Source organism: Sneathiella sp., assembly GCF_047631475.1.
Taxonomy (GTDB): Bacteria; Pseudomonadota; Alphaproteobacteria; order Sneathiellales; family Sneathiellaceae; genus Sneathiella.
This window is the reverse complement of record NZ_JBLHZT010000007.1, coordinates 67836-90094: the sequence shown is the minus strand read 5'-3', so window position 1 is coordinate 90094 and position 22259 is coordinate 67836. Positions and strand designations below refer to the sequence as shown.

Annotated in this window: 21 protein-coding genes; 12 read left to right on the top strand and 9 right to left on the bottom strand. The window is 48.7% G+C overall.

Annotation, left to right across the window (positions count from 1 at the left end; genetic code table 11):
* The first annotated feature begins 55 nt into the window (after nucleotides 1-55).
* Both mmsB and ACJAYR_RS04735 read left to right on the top strand, forming a co-directional pair.
* A complete protein-coding gene (mmsB, locus tag ACJAYR_RS04740; protein ID WP_415235521.1) occupies nucleotides 56-943 on the top strand; it encodes a 3-hydroxyisobutyrate dehydrogenase in 888 nt (295 codons plus the stop codon).
* A 73-nt stretch (nucleotides 944-1016) separates the two neighbouring features.
* Nucleotides 1017-1394 carry a RidA family protein gene (locus ACJAYR_RS04735; protein WP_415235520.1) on the top strand — a complete coding sequence of 126 codons (378 nt, stop codon included), beginning with the start codon at nucleotides 1017-1019 and terminating at the stop codon, nucleotides 1392-1394.
* Here the strand turns inward: ACJAYR_RS04735 and ACJAYR_RS04730 are convergent.
* Nucleotides 1381-2079 carry an HAD family hydrolase gene (locus ACJAYR_RS04730; RefSeq protein ID WP_415235519.1) on the bottom strand — a complete coding sequence of 233 codons (699 nt, stop codon included), beginning with the start codon at nucleotides 2077-2079 and terminating at the stop codon, nucleotides 1381-1383. The genes ACJAYR_RS04735 and ACJAYR_RS04730 overlap by 14 nt on opposite strands.
* A gap of 104 nt (nucleotides 2080-2183) precedes the next feature.
* Between ACJAYR_RS04730 and ACJAYR_RS04725 the strand changes: the two genes are divergently transcribed.
* Nucleotides 2184-3062, top strand: a complete 879-nt coding sequence (locus ACJAYR_RS04725) for a DMT family transporter (protein WP_415235518.1) — start codon at nucleotides 2184-2186, stop codon at nucleotides 3060-3062.
* A 3-nt stretch (nucleotides 3063-3065) separates the two neighbouring features.
* Here ACJAYR_RS04725 and ACJAYR_RS04720 read toward each other — a convergent pair whose 3' ends face one another.
* Genes ACJAYR_RS04720 through ACJAYR_RS04705 form a run of 4 tightly spaced genes read right to left on the bottom strand, consistent with a single transcriptional unit; the run spans nucleotide 3066 to nucleotide 8410 of the window.
* Entirely contained in the window at nucleotides 3066-3749 is a 684-nt protein-coding gene (locus ACJAYR_RS04720) for a type 1 glutamine amidotransferase (protein ID WP_415235517.1), read from the bottom strand.
* On the bottom strand, nucleotides 3749-6484 hold the full coding sequence (gene fdhF, locus ACJAYR_RS04715) for a formate dehydrogenase subunit alpha (protein ID WP_415235516.1): 2736 nt from the start codon (nucleotides 6482-6484) through the stop codon (nucleotides 3749-3751). The genes ACJAYR_RS04720 and fdhF overlap by 1 nt, the downstream gene beginning before the upstream one ends.
* Nucleotides 6481-8184: an NAD(P)H-dependent oxidoreductase subunit E gene (locus ACJAYR_RS04710; RefSeq protein ID WP_415235515.1), complete on the bottom strand. Its 1704-nt coding sequence runs from the start codon at nucleotides 8182-8184 to the stop codon at nucleotides 6481-6483. Before ACJAYR_RS04710 ends, fdhF begins: the two co-directional genes overlap by 4 nt.
* 31 nt (nucleotides 8185-8215) lie before the next feature.
* Entirely contained in the window at nucleotides 8216-8410 is a 195-nt protein-coding gene (locus ACJAYR_RS04705; RefSeq protein WP_169542908.1) for a DUF3553 domain-containing protein, read from the bottom strand.
* 111 nt (nucleotides 8411-8521) lie between these two features.
* On the opposite strand from ACJAYR_RS04705, the gene ACJAYR_RS04700 reads away from it, so the two are divergent.
* From ACJAYR_RS04700 to ACJAYR_RS04675, 6 genes are all read left to right on the top strand, one after another.
* Nucleotides 8522-9160: a histidine phosphotransferase family protein gene (locus tag ACJAYR_RS04700; protein ID WP_415235514.1), complete on the top strand. Its 639-nt coding sequence runs from the start codon at nucleotides 8522-8524 to the stop codon at nucleotides 9158-9160.
* Nucleotides 9161-9431: 271 nt separating this feature from the next.
* Nucleotides 9432-12251, top strand: coding sequence for a chemotaxis protein CheW (locus ACJAYR_RS04695; protein WP_415235513.1), 2820 nt, complete (start codon nucleotides 9432-9434; stop codon nucleotides 12249-12251).
* Nucleotides 12248-12703 (top strand): chemotaxis protein CheW, encoded by a 456-nt coding sequence (locus tag ACJAYR_RS04690; RefSeq protein ID WP_169542905.1) that lies wholly within the window; start codon nucleotides 12248-12250, stop codon nucleotides 12701-12703. The genes ACJAYR_RS04695 and ACJAYR_RS04690 overlap by 4 nt, the downstream gene beginning before the upstream one ends.
* 24 nt (nucleotides 12704-12727) lie before the next feature.
* Entirely contained in the window at nucleotides 12728-13093 is a 366-nt protein-coding gene (locus ACJAYR_RS04685) for a response regulator (RefSeq protein ID WP_415235512.1), read from the top strand.
* Between the two features lie 44 nt (nucleotides 13094-13137).
* Nucleotides 13138-14262: a protein-glutamate methylesterase/protein-glutamine glutaminase gene (locus tag ACJAYR_RS04680; RefSeq protein ID WP_415235554.1), complete on the top strand. Its 1125-nt coding sequence runs from the start codon at nucleotides 13138-13140 to the stop codon at nucleotides 14260-14262.
* Nucleotides 14259-15095: a CheR family methyltransferase gene (locus ACJAYR_RS04675; RefSeq protein WP_169542903.1), complete on the top strand. Its 837-nt coding sequence runs from the start codon at nucleotides 14259-14261 to the stop codon at nucleotides 15093-15095. Before ACJAYR_RS04680 ends, ACJAYR_RS04675 begins: the two co-directional genes overlap by 4 nt.
* Nucleotides 15096-15230: 135 nt before the next feature.
* Here the strand turns inward: ACJAYR_RS04675 and ctrA are convergent, their stop codons facing one another.
* Nucleotides 15231-15932, bottom strand: a complete 702-nt coding sequence (ctrA, locus tag ACJAYR_RS04670; protein ID WP_169542902.1) for a response regulator transcription factor CtrA — start codon at nucleotides 15930-15932, stop codon at nucleotides 15231-15233.
* A gap of 184 nt (nucleotides 15933-16116) precedes the next feature.
* Between ctrA and fliI the strand changes: the two genes are divergently transcribed.
* The 3 genes from fliI to ACJAYR_RS04655 all read left to right on the top strand — a co-directional run bounded on the left by fliI (nucleotide 16117) and on the right by ACJAYR_RS04655 (nucleotide 18398).
* The gene (gene fliI, locus ACJAYR_RS04665) at nucleotides 16117-17463 is read left to right on the top strand and encodes a flagellar protein export ATPase FliI (RefSeq protein WP_169542901.1); all 1347 of its coding nucleotides are present in this window, start codon (nucleotides 16117-16119) and stop codon (nucleotides 17461-17463) included.
* A gap of 85 nt (nucleotides 17464-17548) precedes the next feature.
* Nucleotides 17549-17968, top strand: a complete 420-nt coding sequence (locus ACJAYR_RS04660) for a hypothetical protein (RefSeq protein WP_415235511.1) — start codon at nucleotides 17549-17551, stop codon at nucleotides 17966-17968.
* A gap of 4 nt (nucleotides 17969-17972) precedes the next feature.
* Complete coding sequence (locus tag ACJAYR_RS04655; RefSeq protein ID WP_169542900.1) at nucleotides 17973-18398, top strand: hypothetical protein; 426 nt, start codon at nucleotides 17973-17975, stop codon at nucleotides 18396-18398.
* Nucleotides 18399-18404: 6 nt separating this feature from the next.
* Here ACJAYR_RS04655 and ACJAYR_RS04650 read toward each other — a convergent pair whose 3' ends face one another.
* From ACJAYR_RS04650 to ACJAYR_RS04640, 3 genes are read right to left on the bottom strand one after another with little or no spacing between them, the layout of a single operon-like run.
* Complete coding sequence (locus ACJAYR_RS04650) at nucleotides 18405-20252, bottom strand: hypothetical protein (protein ID WP_415235510.1); 1848 nt, start codon at nucleotides 20250-20252, stop codon at nucleotides 18405-18407.
* A gap of 15 nt (nucleotides 20253-20267) precedes the next feature.
* Nucleotides 20268-21077 (bottom strand): MinD/ParA family protein, encoded by an 810-nt coding sequence (locus ACJAYR_RS04645; RefSeq protein WP_415235509.1) that lies wholly within the window; start codon nucleotides 21075-21077, stop codon nucleotides 20268-20270.
* The gene (locus tag ACJAYR_RS04640) at nucleotides 21074-22258 is read right to left on the bottom strand and encodes an AAA family ATPase (protein WP_415235508.1); all 1185 of its coding nucleotides are present in this window, start codon (nucleotides 22256-22258) and stop codon (nucleotides 21074-21076) included. The genes ACJAYR_RS04645 and ACJAYR_RS04640 overlap by 4 nt, the downstream gene beginning before the upstream one ends.
* Nucleotide 22259 lies beyond the last annotated feature (1 nt).

Here is a 22259-nt window from a genome sequence, read left to right as displayed (position 1 = left end):
TTGATATGCTTTACGCTCCGGGGAACCGGAGCGTAAAGTAATTCGGGAGGATATCATGGCAAAAATCGGTTTTATTGGTGTCGGTAACATGGGCGGCCCAATGGCCCTCAACTTACTGAAAGCGGGTCATTCGGTTAAGGTTTTTGATCTGTCAAAAGAAGCTGTCAAGATTTGCACGGATGCAGGTGGTATCGCCGCCGAAAGTGCGACTGACGCTGCAAAAAGCGTTAATATTGTTGTCAGTATGTTGCCAAAAGGGGATCATGTCCGGGCGGTCTATCTTGGAGACGGCGGGGCAATTGCAGCTGCAGACGAAGGCACATTATTTATTGATTGTTCAACAATTGATGTTGCTACAGCGCGCGAAGTTTCGGGCGCCGCGGCGGCAAAAGGCATGTTGATGGTCGATGCGCCTGTAAGTGGTGGTGTTGGCGGGGCTGCGGCTGGAACCCTTACCTTCATGGTGGGCGGTCCGGCAGGCGCTTTTGAAGCAGCGAAACCTATCCTTGAAGCGATGGGCAAAAATATCGTGCATACGGGCGCTTCAGGAAACGGACAGGCAGCGAAAATCTGCAATAACATGATTTTGGGTATTTCCATGATCGCAGTCTCTGAGGCGTTTGTTCTGGGCGAAAAATTGGGTCTTGAACATCAGACGCTTTTCGATATTGCCTCGACCGCATCAGGGCAATGCTGGTCACTGACAAGTTATTGCCCGGTTCCGGGTCCTGTCCCCGCCTCACCGGCAAACAATGATTATAAACCAGGATTTTCTGCGCAGAATATGTTGAAAGACCTGATGCTTTCACAAGAAGCTGCCGATGGGTTTGATGCGGAAACTGCCTTGGGTAAAGCGGCGACAGAATTGTATAAGAGTTACGTTTCTGGTGACGGCGAAGCCGCCGATTTCTCAGGTATTATCAATATGATCCGAGAATCCTGACACCTGTCAGCTATTCTGCTAAGTATCATCCCGGGCAGGCGTGGCTTGTCCGGGATTTTTATTGGAGGGGTGAATGGTAAAAAAGATCACATCTGGTTCAACGTTTGAAAAAGACATTGCCTATTCCCGTGCTGTTGTGGATGGAAATTATGTTTTCGTCTCGGGTACAACCGGGTTTGACTATGAAACAATGACCTTGCCTGAAAGCGTTGAGGAACAAACGGTGCTTTGTTTTAAGAATATAGAAGAAGCACTAAAAAAAGCCGGCTCGTCGCTAGATCATGTGATGCGGGTTCACTATATTCTGCCCAACCGGGATGATTTCCCTGCCTGCTGGCCAATTATTCGGGAAAATCTAGGCGTGGCGCAGCCTGCGGCAACCATGTTTGTCGCGGGATTGATGGATCCTAATATGAAGATAGAAATCGAAGTGACGGCTAAGCTTCAATAAGTTTCCGAACGAGGGCAGGTAACGCGCTTATAGAATCGAGTTGCCAGAAATGATGGCTGTCTTCCGGGGTCTCCGCATGCTCCAGGGCCCAGGTTTTGCTATGGGGTATATGAACGCCATAGGCACCAGCGTTGAGGGCGGGAAGGATGTCAGATTTTAGTGAATTTCCGATCATCATGCTTCGTTTTGGGCCGTCCCCATATTGATCAAAAATAGTTTGATAGGTTTCTTTTGACTTTTCGCTGACAATTTCAACGCCGTCAAAATAGTCACCGAGACCGGATTGCGCTAGCTTCTGTTCCTGATCAAAAAGATCGCCTTTTGTAATAATGATCAGCCGAAAATCGTCAGATAACTGTTTTAAAATTTTTTCTACATTGGGAAGCGGGGCCGTTGGATGGTCTTTCATTTCCCGCCCGGCCTGAATAATTTTCTGAATATCCCTCGCGGGGATTTGTCCGCCCGTCACTTCAATAGCGGTTTCGATCATGGATAAAGTAAATCCTTTGATCCCATAGCCGTAATAACCCAGATTGCGCCTTTCCGTAGCGATTAATGATTTTGACAGATCTGCCGCATCGACATGCTGCGCGATCAGGTCATGAAACCGGGCTTCCGTCAGATGGAAAATCTCTTCGTTTTCCCACAAAGTGTCGTCAGCATCAAAAGCGAGGGTGGATAACATGTTGAACCTTTACAGACGAGAAATTCATGCTTATGCGTAAGGATAGGCTTCCCCGCCTGCCAAATAAAGTTGCACTTTCATACAATCTGGCAGACTAATACAAAATGATAGAAAAAAATTCAGATAATATTCGCGGGGCCTTTTTTATGGCTGCCTGCATGGCGGCTTTTGGTATCAACGATGCGTTGATGAAGCTGGGTTCAGAGCATTTTTCTCTGGTCCAGGCAATCTTTGTCCGATCTATTTTTACAACAGTTCTGATCGGGGCATTTGCCTATTATAAGGGGGCCTTCAAGTCGGTGGTGCCGTCTAAAGACCGTAAATTAATCGCGGTGCGTGTGGCCGCGGAGGTTTGCGGAGCCTATTTCTTTTTGACCGCTATCTTTAATATGCCGCTTGCCAATGCGACCGCGATTTTGCAGTCCTTGCCGCTTGCTGTGACGCTGGGAGCAGGACTGTTTCTGGGAGAAAAAATTGGATGGCGTCGATATGGTGCGATTTTGATCGGATTTACAGGGGTCCTGATTATTGTTCGGCCGGGTGCCGAAGGCTTTAACAGCTATGCTTTTTACGCCGTTGCAGCCATTGGGTTTATCGTTGTTCGTGATCTATCTACCCGAAGAATATCATCGTCTGTTTCTTCGTTGTTGGTCTCATTTCTTACATCACTTGCGATAATGATTGTTGCCGGTGCCCTGCTTCCATTTTCAGAGTGGACGCCATTGTCTGTTCATAATGTATCGTTTTTACTGGCCGCTTCATTTTTCGTCGTTTTTGGGTATGTCTTGAGCGTGTCCTCGGTCAGGGTTGGGGAAATCGCCTTCGTGTCCCCTTTTCGGTATACGATTTTACTTTGGTCAATATTGCTTGGGATCGTTCTTTTCGGTGATTATCCCGATCAGTGGACAATTGTCGGCAGTTCAATCGTTGTTGCGATGGGTATCTATACCTTTTACCGTGAGCAAAAGCGGTCCAAAGCCTGATGATTATTTGTCCAGAGAAGCGCTGATTTTTCGCCCATATTCATCTTGATGATTAGGGTCGAGAAGGCGGGACAAAGCTTGTTCCGCGAGGTCATCGGGTAAGACTGTGCGCCGTCGTTCGGAAATCAAATCAGCAACAAAGTCGGGTGTATGTTCCGGGTGTGGCTGCAAAGAATAGCAGGTTTCTGAATATTGCAGGCCAGCAAAGGGGCAAAAATCAGACCGGTGAGTGATTTCAGCGCCGGGCGGTAATTCAACGACCTGATCCTGATGAAACGCGAGAAGCTTTACTGTTTCTCCGGAACGCACATTCACATATTCATGTGGTCCGATCCCCCAACCGCGGGTCGATTTTTCAACTTTTCCGCCCAGTGCCTGCGCCATAATTTGATGGCCGAAACAGATCCCGACAGTCGGTTGTTGGCTTGCCGCCAATTGGCGAATAAAATCCTCGAGTGGCGGTATCCAAGCATGATCTTCATAAACACCGTGTTTGGAGCCTGTGATAATCCAGGCATCGCAGTCGGTTGGCGCATCGGGAAATTCTCCGTCGACAACAGAATAGGTTCTGTAGTCAAACCGATTTTCGCCCAACATTGTAATGAACATTTCTGGATATTCGCCATGATCAGCGCCCAGAGAGCCACCGATATATCCGGTGCGTAAAATACCAACTGTTTTCTTCATTATGCTAATTTTTCAACTTTTACTGCGCAAAATTTTACTTCAGCGATTTTACCAAATGGATCAAGCGCATCGTTCGTTAAAAGATTAGCGGCTGCCTCCGTAAAACAGAAGGGGATAAAAACCATGCCACTTTGAACGGCGCTATCCATCCGTGTTTTTATTTTCAAATGACCTCGCCGTGACGATATAGCGACCTTGTCTCCGGCATTGATGCCCAATTCTTCGAACATCGATGGGGGCATCTGCACGGTAGGTTCCGGCTCAACTGCGTCCAACACATGGGACCGCCGGGTCATCGATCCGGTATGCCAATGTTCCAGCAGGCGACCCGTCGTCAGAATAACAGGATAGTCTTTGTCGGGTGTCTCATCCGGTGAAATCAGACTTGCGGGTACAAATTTACCGCGCCCTGATGCGGTCGGGAATATATCGGTGAAAATGATGGCTTGTCCAGGATCCTCAGCACTCTTGCACGGATATATAACCGCATCTTCTTTTTCAACTCGGTCCCAGCTAAGACCCTTTATACTGTTCATAATCTGGGTGAGCTCATTGAACACTTCTTTTGGATGGGTGTAGTTCCAGTTCAGGCCCATTCGCTTGGCAATTTCCTGAATGATCCACAGATCCTGCCGTGCATCCCCTGGTAAAGGAACAGCAGCGCGGCCCATCTGAACCTGACGATTGGTATTTGTGACCGTTCCATCTTTTTCAGGCCAGGCTGAAGCGGGCAGAACGACATCTGCATAGGCCGCCGTCTCTGTGATAAACAAATCTTGAACCACAAGCGTATCCAGCATGGACAATGCTTCACGGGCGTGGGTGACATTGGGATCTGACATCGCCGGATTTTCGCCCATGATATACATGCCGGTAATTTCTTTTTTGTGGATCGCTTCGGTAATTTCAACAACCGTAAGTCCACTTTTTTCCGGAATTTTGGTGCCCCAGAAGGTTTCAAACTTTCCCCGGATCGCAGGATCTTCAACGGATTGATAGTCTGGTAAGAACATCGGGATAAGCGCAACATCGGAGGCACCCTGCACATTATTCTGACCCCGCAATGGATGCAGGCCGGTTCCCGGTCTGCCTATTTGTCCTGTCATCAGGGCCAGTGAAATAAGGCAACGGGAATTATCGGTGCCATGAACATGCTGGCTGATGCCCATTCCCCAGAAAATGATGGCCGATTTTGCCGTGGCAAAGAGCCGGGCAACAGTTCGGACTTCCTCCGCTGCAATTCCGGTTCGCTCTTCCATACGAATTGGATCATAGTCTTTCAGATGATCGGCCAATGTCACAAAATCGTCTGTGTGGCGCGAGATATAATCTTCATCGGTCAGATCTTCTTCAACAATCACATGCATGATTGAATTCAGCAATGCCACATCAGATCCTGGTTTTTCTCTCAATTCGTGGGTCGCCAATTTGGATAAAGGTTGGCCGCGAGGGTCAATAACGATGAGTTTCGCCCCTCGTTTCACTGCATTTTTGAAAAAGGTTGCTGCCACTGGATGGTTGACGGCTGGATTGGCGCCAATAACCAGAATCACATCTGAATTGGCAGCCTCGTTAAACGGGGCAGATACGGCGCCAGAACCAACGGTTTCAAGCAGGGCAGCTACCGAAGATGCATGACATAGACGAGTACAATGATCGACATTGTTTGTACCAAAGCCAGTCCGGATCAGTTTCTGAAACAGGTATGCTTCTTCGTTTGATCCTTTCGCTGAGCCAAAGCCCGCCAAGGCATCTCCGTTTTTTTCGTCTCTTATTTTTTTCAGCCCGTTGGCCGCAATATCAAGCGCTTCCTCCCAACTGGCTTCGCGAAAATGTGTAAAGGGGTTGGCCGGATCAAGTGTTGAGACGTCGCTCTTTGCCACGCCTTCTTTGCGAACAAGAGGTTTGGTCAAGCGTTCTGGATTGTGAATGTAGTCGAAGCCAAACCGCCCTTTCACGCATAAACGTCCCTCGTTGGCCGGGCCATTTCTTCCTTCAACGGCTACTATTTTTTCGTCCCGCACTTTATAGGTCAATTGGCATCCAACACCGCAGAAGGGGCAGACGCTATCAATTTCTTTTTCAGTGCCAGGGCTGTCTAACATTGTTTTTTCAAGCAACGCACCGGTCGGGCAGGCTTGAACGCACTCACCGCAAGCGACACAGGTGCTTGACCCCATAGGATCATCGAAATCAAAAACGATTTTTGAATGAGCTCCGCGGTTAGCCATGCCAATAACATCATTTACCTGAACGTCTCGACAGGCGCGAACACATAAATTGCAATTGATACAGGCGTCCAGATTGACGGTCATGGCAGGATGGCTGATGTCAGCTTCTGGCGTTGTTCTAGGGGAGAACCGGCTGCCATGGGTGTTCGTAAGGTCAGCCATTTTCAAAAAATGACTACCGTTAGTATAGGCGCTTCCCTCCTTCGGTTGATCCGCGTTTAGCAGTTCAATCACCATTTTTCGGGCGTTGCTGGCGCGGTTGCTTTTTGTTGAGACGATCATGCCTTCGGAAGGTTTGCGAACGCAACTTGCGGCGAGCACACGTTCTCCCTCAATTTCAACCATACAGGCCCGGCAGTTTCCATCGGCTTCATAACCGGGTTTGTCAGCATGACAAAGATGGGGAATTAAAGTTCCTTTTTCTTTGGCGACATCCCAAATGGATTGATCAGAACGGGCGGTTACTGATTTTCCGTCTAAGGAGAAGGTTACTATATCGGTCATGCCAAATCCTCCGGGAAAAACTTGATAAGCGACAGTAGGCCGTTCGGAGCAGCCTGGCCCAGCCCACAAATGGAGGCATCCCTCATGCAATCACTTAATTCAATCAAAAGGTCCTGATCCCAATTTTCCTGTTGCATAAGGGCTAAAGCCTTTTCCGTGCCGGCCCGGCACGGTGTACATTGTCCGCAGCTTTCATCTTCAAAGAAACGCATCAGGTTTCGGCCGACCGATTTCAGGTCATCTTTATCGGATAGGACAATGACAGCGGCGGACCCGACAAAACATCCGTGGTGTTCAAGTTTGCCAAAATCCAGCGGGATATCGGCCATTGAGGCAGGCAGAATACCACCAGACGCACCGCCTGGCAGATATCCTTTAAAGCTGTGGCCGTCTTTCATTCCCCCGCCAAACTCATCGATCAGCTCCTGAGCTGTTATACCAGCGGGTGTTAAATAGACACCGGGTTTGTTGACATGTCCGGACAGAGAAAATGTTCGAAATCCGTTTGATCCGTGTCGTCCGCCCTGCTGATACCAGTTTTCGCCTTTTGCAATAATTTCAGGGAGCCAATAAAGCGTCTCCACATTGTTGATCAGGGTCGGACGGCCGAACAATCCTACATGTGCAGGGAAGGGGGGTTTATGGCGGGGGAGTGCGCGTTTTCCTTCCAGGCTTTCCAACATGGCGCTTTCCTCACCGCAAATATAGGCGCCAGCCCCTCGCCTCAAAAAGATAGGACACTCTTTGTTCAGTCCTTCGCCTTGAACGGTCTCAATTGCTTTGGATAAGATCCGGGCTGTGTCAGGATATTCATCGCGCAGGAAGATATATATAGCCTCTGCCTTGACGATTTCGGCGCCGATGAGCATCCCTTCCAAAAACTGGTAGGGATTGGTGTTCATGTAATGCCGGTCTTTAAACGTCCCGGGCTCGCTTTCATCCGCGTTCACGGCCATATATCTTGGTCCGGGGACGGATAGAACCGATTCAAGTTTAGCGCCATGGGGAAAGCCCGCCCCGCCTAAACCACGGTGACCACTGGTCTTCAACTGTTCTATGATTTCTTCGGCGGTAAGGGCAGAGGCCTGCAAATCTTTCAGAACGTTAAAGCCGCCTGATGTGCAATAGTCTGAATAAGAGACAGTCGGTTGAGGGGGATCCTGTGGTGTTCCTTCTTCGGCGAGAGCATCTTTTATTTTTGTGGTTGTCGCCGTTTCAACATACTGGTTTTTTAGTCGCACAACCGGGGCTTTGTCACAGCGTCCCATACAGGCACCATGCGTAACCTTGATTTTATCTCCATAAATCTGGTGGAGTTCTGATCTGAGTGCCTTGGAACCAGTCAGTTCACAGGTCAGGCTGTCACATACCTTAATGGTCATTTCAGGGACGTCGGTTAGGTTTCCGACAACGTTGAAATTATGATAAAAAGTTGCAACTTCATACACTTCAGCCAAGCCAAGCTTCATTTCCTGCGCAAGGGCGACCAGATGATCGTGTGTGAGCGCCCCAAAATGATCTTGCAGAAGATGAAGATGTTCTATGAGCTGATCACGCCCTGTCAGTTGATTACGCAATAGTGCCTTTACATCCGCGACAGCATCAGCCTTTGGCTGGCGCCCTTTTGCATAATGTTTGGCTTTGCGTTTTCCAAGGCCTGGCGCCTTTGAACTTAATTGAAATGAGGCAGACTTGCCCATAGACTTATTCCCTACCCAGCCGCGTAATTGTCTAATTTCGTTCTTTGCGAACGTCTTCCTCACTTACCGTGACGAGTTCAATTACGCTGGCAATAATGAGTTGCTTTCCAGCATGTTCAAAATTCACTGTAATTCTGTCGGCGACACAGGATTGAACCTGTCCAATCCCCCAGTCCGGTTGTTGAGGATGCTTGACATATTGTCCCGGCGAAAAAAAAGCTAACATAATTACATCACTCTGTTGATTGTTACATAGGGAGTGTAGCAAACTGTTGCCGAGACGACAAAAATTGTTCCATTGTGTCTCATAGGTAATGGTCATGTGTATGGTGAAAGAATGATAGATTTAAAGCTGGCAGCCTTGATGAGCTCGAAACTCTGCCATGATGTTATTGGGCCGGTTGGCGCCATTAACAATGGCGTGGAGCTTTTAAATGACGAATCTAATGCTGATATGCGAGACCAGGCAATGGATCTTGTTAGCCAAAGTGCCGGCGAAGCAGCCGCCAGGCTCCAGTTTTACCGGTTGGCATTTGGCATGGCAGGTGGATTGGGGGCAGACGTTTCCATCCGTGATGGTCGCACATTATGCCGCGAATTTATGAGTTACGGCAAAGTGACTTTAGATTGGCCCGATGATGCTGGGGCCGCAGACAGTCTGTCAAAAGATGCCGTGAAGATCGTTTGTAATCTTGTGGCAATTGCGGCGGGAGCCCTGCCACGGGGCGGAAATCTGGTGGTTGCCGGCGACGTGACATCAGACAATTGGGGTTTTTCCATTACCGCAACAGGCCCGCGGGCAGGCTTGCGGGAAGAAATTACCCGAACTTTGCTGGATGGCTATGACGAAGAACAGCTGACCGCGCAGAATGTGGCGGCCCAATATATAATGGCGCTATCTGCAAATAATGGATTTAAGGTTGCGATCGATTCTATTGAAGAAGATAAAGTCGTATTGAGTGTGGCTTCTTCTTAAGATTTTTCGCATTTACTGGTTTAAAGCCTGGCATTCTGTCAGGCTTTTTTTATGCCGATTGCGGATTGAGCCGCTAATTAGGCCCTTTAATGCCCCGCATTACGCTTCAACTCCCTTGGGATAGACAATATTTTAGATAAGTTTGATTTTTCTGCTTCTCGATCCGTTTACCGTAACTGCTTGTTAACCTCTTTCGCGCATTCTTACGCAAATTGGGAAGACTAAATTGTTTATTTGCGGACCTGCGATTAAGTAGGGAGAGAAGAGCACCATGGATGACCTGTTAAGCGAATTTTTGACCGAAACCAACGAGAATATCGGTATTGTAGATGCGGCTTTGGTTGCGCTTGAGCAAAATCCGGACGACGGTACACAGATCGATAATATTTTCCGACTGGTACATACCATTAAAGGAACCTGCGGGTTCTTGGGCCTTCCAAGATTGGAAGCTGTGGCCCACGCCGGTGAAAATGTTCTTGGTAAGATACGAGACAACGAACTGGCGGTTACCGCAGATGTGGTCACCATCATTCTCGAAGCAATGGACGTAATTAAAGACGTTCTTGAAGTTCTGGAGCAAACGGAAGCGGAACCAGAAGGGAACGATGCTGATCTTATTGCACGTTTGAACGAAGTCGCTTATGGCGGCGGCGCGACGGCGACACCTGCCGCAGCACCAGAGCCTGAACCAACACCGGAACCTGTTGTGAAGGAACGAGAGTTGAAAGTCGGTGAAGTTTCTGAAGCTGAGTTGGAGGCCGCGTTTGCATCGGCTCCAGGACCAGAGGAGCTTGCTGCAGAAAGTGAGCCTGAATTGCGTCCCGGTGAAGTTTCTGAAGCCGAATTGGAAGCCGCTTTCGCAGCCGCCCCTGGCCCAGAAGATGACATTGCAGTAGATCCGATGATTGCCGAACCTGTTGCAGAAGAAGTCGAAGTCGCGCCTGTTCCAAAGATTGTTCCAGAAAAAGCCAAAGAGGCAAAAGCTGCCCCTGAAGTGGCCCATAAAGAAACATCGCTTGCCAATCAGAGTATTCGCGTCAATGTCGAATTGCTTGAAAATCTGATGACAATGGTGAGTGAACTGGTCTTGACCCGTAATCAGCTGCTTCAGATGGTTCGTGGAATGGATGACAATGAATTTACGGTTCCTTTGCAGCGTCTAAGTCATGTTACAACGGAATTGCAGGAAGGTCTGATGAAGACCCGCATGCAGCCGATTGGAAATGCCTGGTCGAAGTTGCCGCGTATTGTACGTGATCTCAGCCATGATCTGGACAAGAAAATCGATCTGGTCATGCATGGCGCAGAAACGGAACTTGATCGTCAGGTGTTGGAGCTTATTAAAGATCCGCTGACCCACATGGTCAGGAACTCAGCTGATCACGGTCTGGAAACACCGGGCGAGCGCCTGGCTGCGGGTAAAAAAGAAACTGGTAAAATTGTTCTGGATGCGTATCACGAAGGTGGTCACATCATCATTACCATTTCTGACGATGGTCGCGGTTTGAACAGCGAAAAAATCAAAGCCAAGGTGATCGAAAATGGCTTGGCTTCTGAAGCTGAACTGGATGGAATGAACACCCAGCAAATTCAGAACTTTATCATGCGCGCTGGTTTCTCGACGGCCGAAAAAGTTACAAACGTTTCGGGTCGTGGTGTTGGTATGGACGTTGTCCGGTCCAACATTGAGAAAATTGGCGGAACAATCGAGCTTAAATCGGAAGATGGTAAGGGCTCAGTCTTTACAATCAAAATTCCGCTAACCCTCGCAATTGTCTCTGCGCTGATTGTTGAATGTTGCCATGAACGTTTTGCTATTCCTCAGATCAGTGTGGTGGAGCTTGTTCGCGCCTCTACAGATGGTCGCAGTGACAACACAATTGAAATGATCAATGATAGTCCGGTCCTGAGATTGCGGGATCGACTGCTGCCGCTGGTCCATCTTAACGATATTCTTCGCCTTGAAACAGCGGCAGACGAAGTCGCCGAACAAAGTGAAAATAAAGGATCTGAAGAGTTCATTATCGTCAGTCAGGTTGGTGCCTATACGTTCGGTATCGTTGTTGACCGTGTGTTTGACACAGAAGAGATTGTTGTGAAGCCGGTTGCCCCGATCTTGCGGGATCTGTCTATCTTCTCCGGAAATACTATTCTGGGTGATGGTAGCGTTATTATGATCCTTGATCCGAACGGTATTGCCGCCAAATCCGGAGAAAATGTTGTGGGTGATCATTCTGTCGAAGAAGAAGGTCAACACGTTTCTGCTGAAAATGACAAAGTTGCGATGCTGATTTGCCGCGCAGGCGGACAAGAGCCAAAAGCAGTTCCACTGTCTCTGGTCGCGCGTTTGGAAGAGGTCGACGTTGATACGATCGAAACGACAAACGGTCGGATGGTCGTTCAGTATCGCGGTAAAATCATGCCGCTGGTTACAATGAACGAAGATGCGAAGATTGTCGAAACTGGCAGACAGCCTATCTTGGTGTTCAGCGATAATGACCGGACGATGGGACTGGTTGTTGATGAAATCGTCGACATCGTGGACGAGCAACTGAATGTTGAAATGGCCTCAAGCGTTGAAGGTGCCATCGGTAGTGCCGTCATTCGTGGGAAGGCGACCGATATTATTGATGTCGGGTTCTATCTACAGAAATGTTTTGGCGATTGGTTCTCATCAGGTGAAACCGCCGCATATGGCAGCCAGACGTCTTCACAGCGGGTATTGCTGGTTGATGACAGTCCGTTCTTCCGTAACATGCTGGTTCCGCTTTTGTCTGTTGCTGGATATGAAGTCAGTACCGCAGAAAATCCGTTGGAAGCATTGTCAATGAGAGACGCGGGCAAGCATTTTGACGTCATCGTTAGTGACATTGAAATGCCGGAAATGGATGGTTTCCAGTTTGCTGAAGAAGTGTTGGGAGATGAACGCTGGGCCGACACCCCAATTGTTGCTTTGTCGTCTCATACAACGCCACAGGATTTCGATCGTGGGCGCAAAGTCGGGTTCTCTGATTATGTCGCGAAATTTGATCGGGATGCCTTGATGAATACATTGTCGCAGACGTTGCGCGCGAGTGGAGGTGCAAAATGAGTAACACTGAAATGCAGGAATATGTAACCGTAAGGATTGCTGATCAGAGATTTGGGATCCCCGTATTGCAGGTTCATGATGTCCTTGGCAGTGTAAAACTGACAAATATTCCTTTGGCTCCGCCTGAAGTTGCCGGCGCACTGAACCTTCGCGGTCGGATTGTGACCTGCATCGATGTTCGCAAACGCCTTGGCCTGAGCCCTTCAGAGGAACATAAAAATCCAATGAGTGTGGTCGTTGAACATCATGGAGAGCCATATAGTCTCCTGATTGATTCAGTAGGTGAGGTGTTGAGCCTGCGTCAGGATAAACTGGAAATGAATCCAGGCACGATGGATGCTCGCTGGCGCGAAGTCTCCTCCGGTATCTATCGGACGGAAGATAAACTGTTGGTAATTCTTCAAATTGACCGTCTTCTGGACTTTGCCGTCGGTGCAAATGTCGCTGCCTAACACAAAACAAGGTTGATAGTTATTATGGCTTCTTGTCTGATTGTTGATGATTCAAAAGTGGTACGAATGGTCGCCCGACGTATTCTGGAAGACCTGAAATTTGACATTCTGGAAGCAGAAGATGGCCGGGGTGCCTTAGATCAGTGCCTTGAAAAGATGCCAGATGTTATTCTGCTCGATTGGAACATGCCGGTCATGAACGGTATTGATTTTCTGCATTCTCTTAGGCAGACCGAAGGCGGTGCAGATCCGGTCGTTGTTTTTTGTACAACAGAAAATGATATGGCCCACATCCGTGAAGCCATTTCGGCCGGTGCCAACGAATATATCATGAAGCCGTTCGACCGAGCGATTATCGAAGCAAAATTCTCTCAGGTAGGGGTACTCTAGTGAGCGTTCTGGGGACACCCGCAGTAAAAGAAACAGATGGTAAAATGCAACATCCCTATCGGGTAATGATCGTTGACGATTCCGCCGTGATCAGAGGTTTTCTGACCCGATGGCTGAAAGACGAAGAGTCAATTGAAGTTGTTGCTTCTGCAAGTAATGGCGTATATGCCCTTCGTGAGTTTGAGCGGGCGCGGCCAGAAGTCGTTGTTCTGGACATTGAGATGCCAGAGATGGATGGTATGACTGCCCTGCCAAAATTGATCGAGATGGATGCTGAAGTAAAAGTGATCATGGCGTCAACCTTGACCTTACGAAATGCCAATATCAGTATGCAGGCAATGGCCAAAGGTGCGGCAGACTATATTCCAAAGCCTGAAAGCACACGCGAAGCCAAAGACAAAGACAATTTCCAACGGGAACTTGTCGAAAAGATTAAGGCGCTGGGGGCAACCCGTCGCAAAAAATCCGGTCAGGCTGCGCCTTCATCAGATGGACAGGTCAAGCGGCCTACGGCCTCTGCTGAGCCGGTTAAGAAGAGTTTATATCGAAATACAACGGTAACATTACGCCCGAATAAAGCGATTGGATTGCCGCAGGCGCTGGCAATCGGGTCATCCACAGGTGGACCGCAGGCTCTATTTTCGGTTTTCGAAAAGTTAAAAGGCAAAATTTCTTTGCCCATCTTCGTAACTCAGCATATGCCTGCCACGTTTACAGCAATTCTTGCCGAACACCTGACCAAAATCTTCGGCTTGCCTGTTGCAGAGGGCATAGATGGAGAAAAGGTTGTTGGCAATAGAGTTTATCTGGCGCCAGGAGATTGGCATATGACGGTAAAGAAAGACGGTGCGGACACGGTTCTGAGTTTGAATCAAAACCCCCCTGAAAATTTCTGCCGTCCCGCAGTGGACCCAATGTTGCGTAGCCTGATCGACGTATACGGATCTCGCGTTCTGACTGTAATTTTGACTGGAATGGGACACGATGGATTAAAGGGAAGTGAACTCCTTTCGCAGGCCGGCGGTACCCTTATTGCACAAGACGAAGCATCAAGTGTTGTCTGGGGTATGCCTGGAGCCGTCGCAACAGCCGGCTTATGCAATTCGGTTCTTCCAATACAGGATATTCCAGCAGCAATTGAAAACGCAGTTATGGGGAGGCCTCTATGAACACTCAGGACTTCCAACTTTTAAGCGGTATTGTTTTTGAACGGTCCGGCTTGGTTTTGACAGAAGAAAAAGTTTATCTTCTGGAAAGCCGCCTTGTTCCGTTAGCCCGTCAAAGAGGAATGAACACCCTTGAAGATCTGGCAAACGAACTTCGCCGGACAAATGACGAGAAGCTGAAAGAAGAAATAACTGAAGCAATGACGACGAATGAGACGTTTTTCTTCAGGGACACAAAACCGTTCGACATCTTCAAGGAAACTGTTCTGCCACGCCTATTGGAAACCCGTAGTTCAAAGAAATCCTTACGGATTTGGAATGCGGCCTGTTCTTCTGGGCAAGAGCCTTACTCGGTGGCAATGCTTCTAAAAGAGGAAGCAGCCAAAATGGCAGGTTGGCGCGTAGAAATTCTTGCCACTGATATATCCAATGAGGTTCTGGAAAAAGCCAAAGCCGGATTATATTCTCAGTTTGAGGTACAGCGGGGACTGCCGATCCAGCTGCTGATTAAATATTTTCAGCAGATGGGCGAAATGTGGCAGATTGACAGCTCTATTCGCGCGATGGTCAAGTTTCAGAAAATGAACCTGTTGGACAACCTTGCCCTTCTTGGCAGTTTCGACGTGATCTTCTGTCGTAACGTTTTGATCTATTTCGATCATGAAACCAAAGGGAAAGTACTTACCCAAATGCACAAAATTCTTGAAAAAGATGGTGCGTTGTTCTTGGGTGGGGCTGAGACTGTCTTGGGTATTTGCGATGAGCTCAAACCGATTACCGGACTGAAAGGCGTGTACACATCAGCGTCAGCCGGAATGATGGCGCAAACAGGGTAGGCGTAGAACGCGACAGACGACATTTTGATGTTTCGTTTGTTTTCGAAGTTCCGCTGGAACGCTAAAATCTAGAATTTGCACAATAAAAAACCGCATTTGACAGTGTCAGATGCGGTTTTTTGATTGAATTGGTGTTTAGCTGGCTTTCGCTTGATTGCCTTCATCCGGATCGCGCAACACGTAACCACGTCCCCAGACTGTTTCAATATAGTTGTCGCCGTTTGTGGCCGATGCAAGCTTCTTACGGAGCTTACAGACAAATACATCGATGATTTTCAGTTCAGGCTCGTCCATACCGCCATAAAGATGATTTAGAAACATCTCTTTGGTCAGGGTCGTTCCTTTGCGAAGGCTGAGTAACTCCAGCATGCCGTATTCTTTACCAGTAAGGTGAAGGCGCTGCCCATCGACCTCGACAGATTTAGAATCAAGATTAACAGTCAGTTTGCCTGTGTTAATCGTAGACTGTGCATGACCTTTCGAACGTCGGACGATGGCATGTATCCGTGCCACAAGTTCGTCTTTGTTAAAAGGTTTGGTTAGATAATCATCCGCACCAAAGCCCAGCCCCTTAACCTTATCATCCGGTTCAGACATGCCTGACAGGATTAAGATAGGTGTCGACACTTTCGCTGTTCTCAGTTTCTTTAAAACGTCGTAACCGGACATATCAGGGAGACCAAGGTCCAGAATGATAATGTCATAGTCATACAGCTTACCAAGATCCACGCCCTCTTCGCCGAGATCCGTGGAATATACGTTGAGCCCTTCTGCATTCAGCATCAATTCGATGCCTCTCGCCATTGAGCTGTCGTCTTCGATCAATAATACCCGCATTGAGATAAACCTCCTGTAAGGCGATATTGTTAACATTTTAACTTAATAAAAGGTAAATGCCATAAATAAAAATTAACTAAAATTAACAGGGGGTGCGGATTTATCCTTAACCAAACCTTAAAAATTAGATGTCAGTATGCTCTCATTCGATACCAAATCCCATTAACGGTGCTGTGGAGACGTCGTGCTAAGTGTAATTTCTGAAATTCATCGGGTGAGTCCTGAACAGTTTTATGGCCGGGTTGCGGGCATTCAGGGACTGCTTGTTGAGGTAGGCGGTATTCAGCGCCATTTAAGCATTGGCAGCCGCGTTGAATTGCTGGCTCGCGGGAATAATCTGGTGCCATGTGAGGTTGTCGGATTTCGCAATGACCGGGCTTTATTAATGCCGTTCGGATCGCTGGATGGGATCGGCATGGGGTGCAAGGCGTTGATAGCAGAGCAGGATCCCGTCATCTATCCCGATGCAAGTTGGCTTGGTCGCGTGGTGAACGCCATGGGGGAACCGGTAGACGGGGGGCCGCCCCTTCGAAAAGGAAATATTGGGGTCGCGCTCAAAAGTCTCGCGCCGCCTGCGCATTCCCGTCAACGGGTGGGCGGAAAAATCGATTTGGGCGTGCGCTCGCTAAATTCATTTGCGACTTGCTGCCGTGGCCAACGGATGGGCATTTTTGCCGGTTCTGGTGTCGGTAAATCAGTTCTTTTATCCATGCTTGCGCGGAATACAGCTGCGGATGTGAACGTGATTGGCCTGATTGGTGAACGGGGACGCGAGGTTCAGGAATTTCTTGAAGATGACTTGGGTCCTGAAGGCCTTGCCCGCAGTATTGTTGTTGTGGCTACATCTGATGAGCCTGCCCTGATGCGCCGACAGGCTGCGTATCTGACCCTTGCGCTCTCTGAATATTTCAGGGATCTGGATAAGGATGTTCTGTGTTTGATGGATAGTGTAACCCGTTTTGCCATGGCGCAGCGCGATGTTGGCCTGTCCGGGGGCGAACCGCCAGCCAGTAAAGGCTATACACCTACTGTTTTCAGTGAATTGCCCAAGCTGCTTGAAAGAGCAGGGCCTGGACCCGGAAAAGGGACCATTACAGGGTTGTTTACTGTTTTGGTCGAAGGCGATGATCATAACGAGCCGGTTGCCGATGCTGTTCGCGGCATCCTTGATGGGCATATTGTTATGGAACGGAAAATTGCAGAACGGGGCCGATATCCGGCAATTAATGTTCTGAAATCTGTGTCGCGCACAATGCCAGGCTGCAACAATGAAGAAGAGAACCAGATTGTCAGTGTCGCAAAACAGTTATTGTCCACTTATGACGACATGTCAGAAATGATTCGCCTGGGGGCGTATCGGCGTGGAACAGATCCGAATGTTGATGCCGCAATGTTCTATTTCCCCTTGCTGGAAAAATTTATGTCTCAGCAAAAAGAAGAAAATACCAGCCTTGAGGACTGCTACGCTGAACTTGCTCGCATTCTGAATACAGAAATGACGGTTGAGCAGGAAGAATTTCAACAAAACTAAAAATTATTTCCTGACTTGATAACCTTTTGGAAATCATCGTTGCGTACTGTTGGTAGTGAACAGCCCAGTGAAAAGGAATGCGAAAATGTCAGATGTTGACAAACTCGAGGGGATCATGAGACGCCACGCTAAAATTCGCAAAGCTCCCTATCGGGACATGCTTTCATTTTTTGATTATGGGCATTTGCCGACGAGTCTTCAGCAGTTCAGCAAGCCTTTTCACACGTTGGCCCATTCACTTGTTGATGCGTTGCCGGATCATCCGCAAAAAATGATTGCCTTGCAGCGTCTGCTGGAAGCAAAGGATGCCTCGGTTCGCATTGCTGTCGCCAGTTCCATAGAGAATCGGGAGCAAACAAAGCTCAAAATCGCTAAGGGATATGGAAGCGGTCAGTCGGCGGAAGAAATATATGCGGGCTTAAAAAAGGACAATCCGGATACAAAGCTGAAACTAGAGCAGGTTGAAGAATATATTCTGTTATTGCAAGGCGAAGCGGAGGCATAAGTTGGTGGCAAACGGCATTACAAATCTGATCCGCATCCATAAATGGAAACTGGACGAAAAACGTCGGGCGATTTCCGATATGGAGCACTTACTTGCCGGTTTTCAGGACCAGCTTGCTAAGCTCGATCGAGAGCAGGAAGTGGAGCAACGGATAGCATCAGAAAGTGCAGAGACGGGTTTTGCCTATGCCAATTATGCGAAAGCTGCAAAGGCGCGTCGTCAGAATTTGATTGCCAGCATTGAAGAAACAGAACAGATGGTCGCGATTGCCCAAGAAGAAGTTGCCGAAATCTTTCAGGATCTTAAAAAATACGAAATTTCTGAGGAAACCCGATTGCGTTTGCTAAAAGAGCAGCAAAACAAGCGACTACAGGAAGAAATGGACGCCCTGTCCATCGAAATGCACCGCCGGAAGATGGTCAGCGGATAGCGGGTATCACGTGCGAATGAATTCTGGCCCGGTATTTTCCCATTCTTCTGTCGGATGAACCGGGAACGGCATGATTTTCTGAAAAACAAGGCTCCCTTTAATCCCTGTTATTTCAAGGTTCGTCGTGAATATTTCGCCCACTTGTTGTTTTAAGGCGTCTTCAACAGGAAGCTGAGATCTGAAAACCAAATCAAAACGGGCTTCCTTGAATAGGCCATCCAATTGCACAGGGCCGGTTTTCGTCAAATCCAGTTCAATAACAAACCGGGTTGATTCGCGTTCATTGGTTTCCGGGTTTTCCTGATGCTGGCGGTAAAACATTTTTATCTGTCGTAACGCGTGTTCATGCAGGAAGGGAAATGAAAATAGTTTCCAGTCCTGACCACCACTATCGGTATTCAATCGCGAAAATGTTGCGAAATCATCGTCGAGCTTTTGGAGCAGGTTTCTGTTGCCTGTACTTTCAAGCGATCGTCTGAACTCCTGGCCAAGCCATTTATCCATAGATCCACCATTTAATGCAGAGATTAAAAACAGAAGACTGCTGGCGAGCTGGTTGTTGGCCGTTGGGATTCGGGTATTCATCAGGGTGGCTGCCTGCTCTGGATTTTGTAGGGCAAGCAGGTTCATTGCTGCGCGCAGATTTTCCCAATCATTCAGAATTGCCAAGTGGGGAATTTTAAAAATGCCTGTGGCTGCGGGAGGCGTTGTGAGTGGAAAGGTTTGCAAGTCTTCCCGAAAAGCGGCAGTTATCTGCGAGCCCACTTGCGGTGCGGTTTGGGCCGAATATTGAATATTACCAAGCCCTTGTACTTGCGCCGTAACATTTGACACAGCAATATTTTGGCCCATTCCTGTAATTTTTGGCGTCGTCGCGCTTGTTATAATGCCGCTTAAAGCTAGTGACGCGGCCGGCAGGGAGGCTTTTGCTGAATTCGGCGCAATGGATAACGATATTCTTTCGCCGCTGGTCAGGGCGCTAAATCGTGTAAGAGGGTTTTGATCGGTATTAAGCAGGGTTGCCCGCGCCAATATAACCGAACCTTCAGGGATCGGATCCATTCTGGTTGCCATGGGATTAACAGATGGCGGTATAAAGGGAATGCCGGGCGATTTGGTATGTGCATAGGCGGCGACGCCGGACTGAGCGGATTGTCCGCTAGGAACCTTTCCGTCGCCAGCATTCATCGATGCCAGCGGCACTGAAACATTCGTAAAGTTACTTCCGGGCGTTGGTGCTGGTACTGTTGTCTGAGCGGATGCCTGTGACGGAGCCGGAGCCGTTGTTGCCGTGGATGATGTTGCCGCGGCTCCCGTTGATGCCGCCGATGGGTGTGCTTGTGACAGCGAGGGTGTTTTGTGCCCTAAAATTTCCGCAAGATTTTTGGAAAGAGCAGGCAGGTCTGCGGTTTTTGGAATCTGGCCGGATCCATAGCCTTCCAAAGGTGTTTGCGCCGGTACAATGGACAGCAGTCTGACAGAAGGAGGTGCGGCGAGCTTTTCACCATTGATCGCAATAATCCTCGCGACGATCAATTCGTCAACCGTGTCGACCTCCAGAACGATGTGCGAGCCAACCGGTAACGGGTTTGCTGTTGTCATTCTGAAGTTGCCAATCTCTGCATGAAGCATGGTATCACCACCGGATGCCCGGGCGGTTACAATGGCTGCAATTCGCGCCCCTTCAGAAAGATCAGAAACGCTGGAGGCATGTGGGATCGTCGAACCCGTTCCTCCTCCTGTGGGGGATGTGGGTGTGACCGGGGTGATCTGCTGTTGTGTAGAAGATGCCCCTCTATTGGTGTCAACAGACGGTGTGACTGCACCACCAGGTGTCGATTTTATCCCGCTCATAGTGCCTTTCTGTCATTAAACAGAACCCCGGATTAACGAAGCCGCTATGGCTTCGATATCAGCTGCTGCCGGGCTTGTCGGATAACGACTTAACAATGCGGCCTGCGACCGAATAGCGCCTGCAACCCTATCATCCTGTTGAACAATACCGGCAAGCGGTGGGTCCAATTTCAGAAAATTGCGGCAGGCGGTAAGTAGTTTATCATAGACTTTTTGCCCGTCATTCTTTGACTTTACCATATTTACAAGAATTCTGGTATCAGAACCGGTTTGTTGCTGATGGGTCACTTTGATGAAGGCATAAGCATCAGTAAGGGAGGTCGGTTCTCCATTTGTCACGACCAGCTTTGGTCCGGAGGCCGATGCCAATGTGCGAACCGCTTCATCGATACCAGCACCAAGATCAAGAATAATAAAATCGTAAACACTTCCCAAGCGAATGAGTTCCTGATGGATAGCGGCAAGATGCTCACTATCGAGAGTACCCAGCGACCCCGAACCAGACCGTCCTGCAATAATGTCGAAATTGCCTTCCTCATAATGAAAGGCCACTTCAGATAATTTCTTGTCCCCGGCAATCACCGACGCCAGATCAAATTCCGGCATGAGTCCAAGTTGGATATCCACATTGGCCAGGCCAACATCACCGTCGAATAACAAGACTTTTTTACCGGCATTTGCCAGCGCATGTGCAAGACTGGTGGACAGGATTGTTTTACCAACGCCCCCTTTGCCGGAGGCAACGGTGATTAGATTTTTCCCGGTTCCCTGTGTCGCAGGATGCGCATCAGGGCGTTGTGTCATTGGGCTTTCTAGTTCAGTCATTTTGTTGCCTTGCTAAATTCGTTACTGATGTCAGATTGGGTCGGATCTCTGAGGATCAGTCGTGCCAGGTTGACGGGGGTAATTGCATGTAATCCTGTCGCAACTGCTGGGGACACACTCGCGTAGGAGAAACTTAAATTTGCGGTATCTGCGGCGGTAAATAATCCACCATACCGGCGGGTTGTATCTAACCGTGTTGCGATAAGGCGTTTCGCGCCAATTGAAGCAAAGCGGCTTGCCAAGTCACTCATTTCGGAGCTGTCGGTTCCAGCCGCCAGCACAGCGACGGCTTCCCCCTGTGCTGCGATGATTTTGGCAGTCAAGTCTCCAACCTCTTCTTCATCATATGGATTAATGCCGCCAGTATCGATAAGGGTGTGGGTGCCGTCCTTAAACTTGCTGTTTTGCATTAGTTTATGAAGGTCCTGAGCATTTTCAACCACGTGCAGATGCAAACCCAGAATATCGGTGAACGATTTCAGTTGGTCGACGGCACCAGCACGGCTCATGTCCGTTGTAATCACATTGACATCCCGGTTTTCCATTTTCGCGGACGCTGCCATTTTTGCAATTGTCATTGTTTTACCAACCCCGGGAGGGCCGATTAACATCAAGGGTGCTTTGCGGGCAGAAAATCGCGGTGAGTATTTAAAATGGCGATCCAATGAAGCTGCCAGCGCCAATGCCAGATCATCGGTTTCAACCGACAGGGCCGTTCTGCAAATGCGTTCTGCAAGCAGCGTTGGAATGCCGTGATACGCCATTGCGCGAACCAGCATTTCCATGTCGGGCGTGACAGCTTCGCCCTTTGGCTTTTCAGAAGCCGCTTTTGAGGCCTCGTCTCGCGATTTTTGGACAGATTTGGTTTGCTTCGCCGTAACAAAGGGCTTCGGCTCAGGTGTTGGATCAATTGGCGTAGTGGCTACTTTCTTTGCCGCCGCTTTTTTTGGCTTTTGTTGATCCGCTTCCAATTTCCAGTCGCTATCCCAACCGGAAGCCCAATTATCTTCCAGTTTTATTTTTTGCGGTGTCGGATCCGGTTGTTCAATCGCCGCCGTAACCTGAATTTCTCCGGTAGGCAGATCCTGAGTCGCCAGAATGATAGCTTCATCACCCAGAGTAAGGCGAACCTTATTCATGGCGTCTGTAACAGTTGGTCCAGTGAAGGATTTTATACGCATC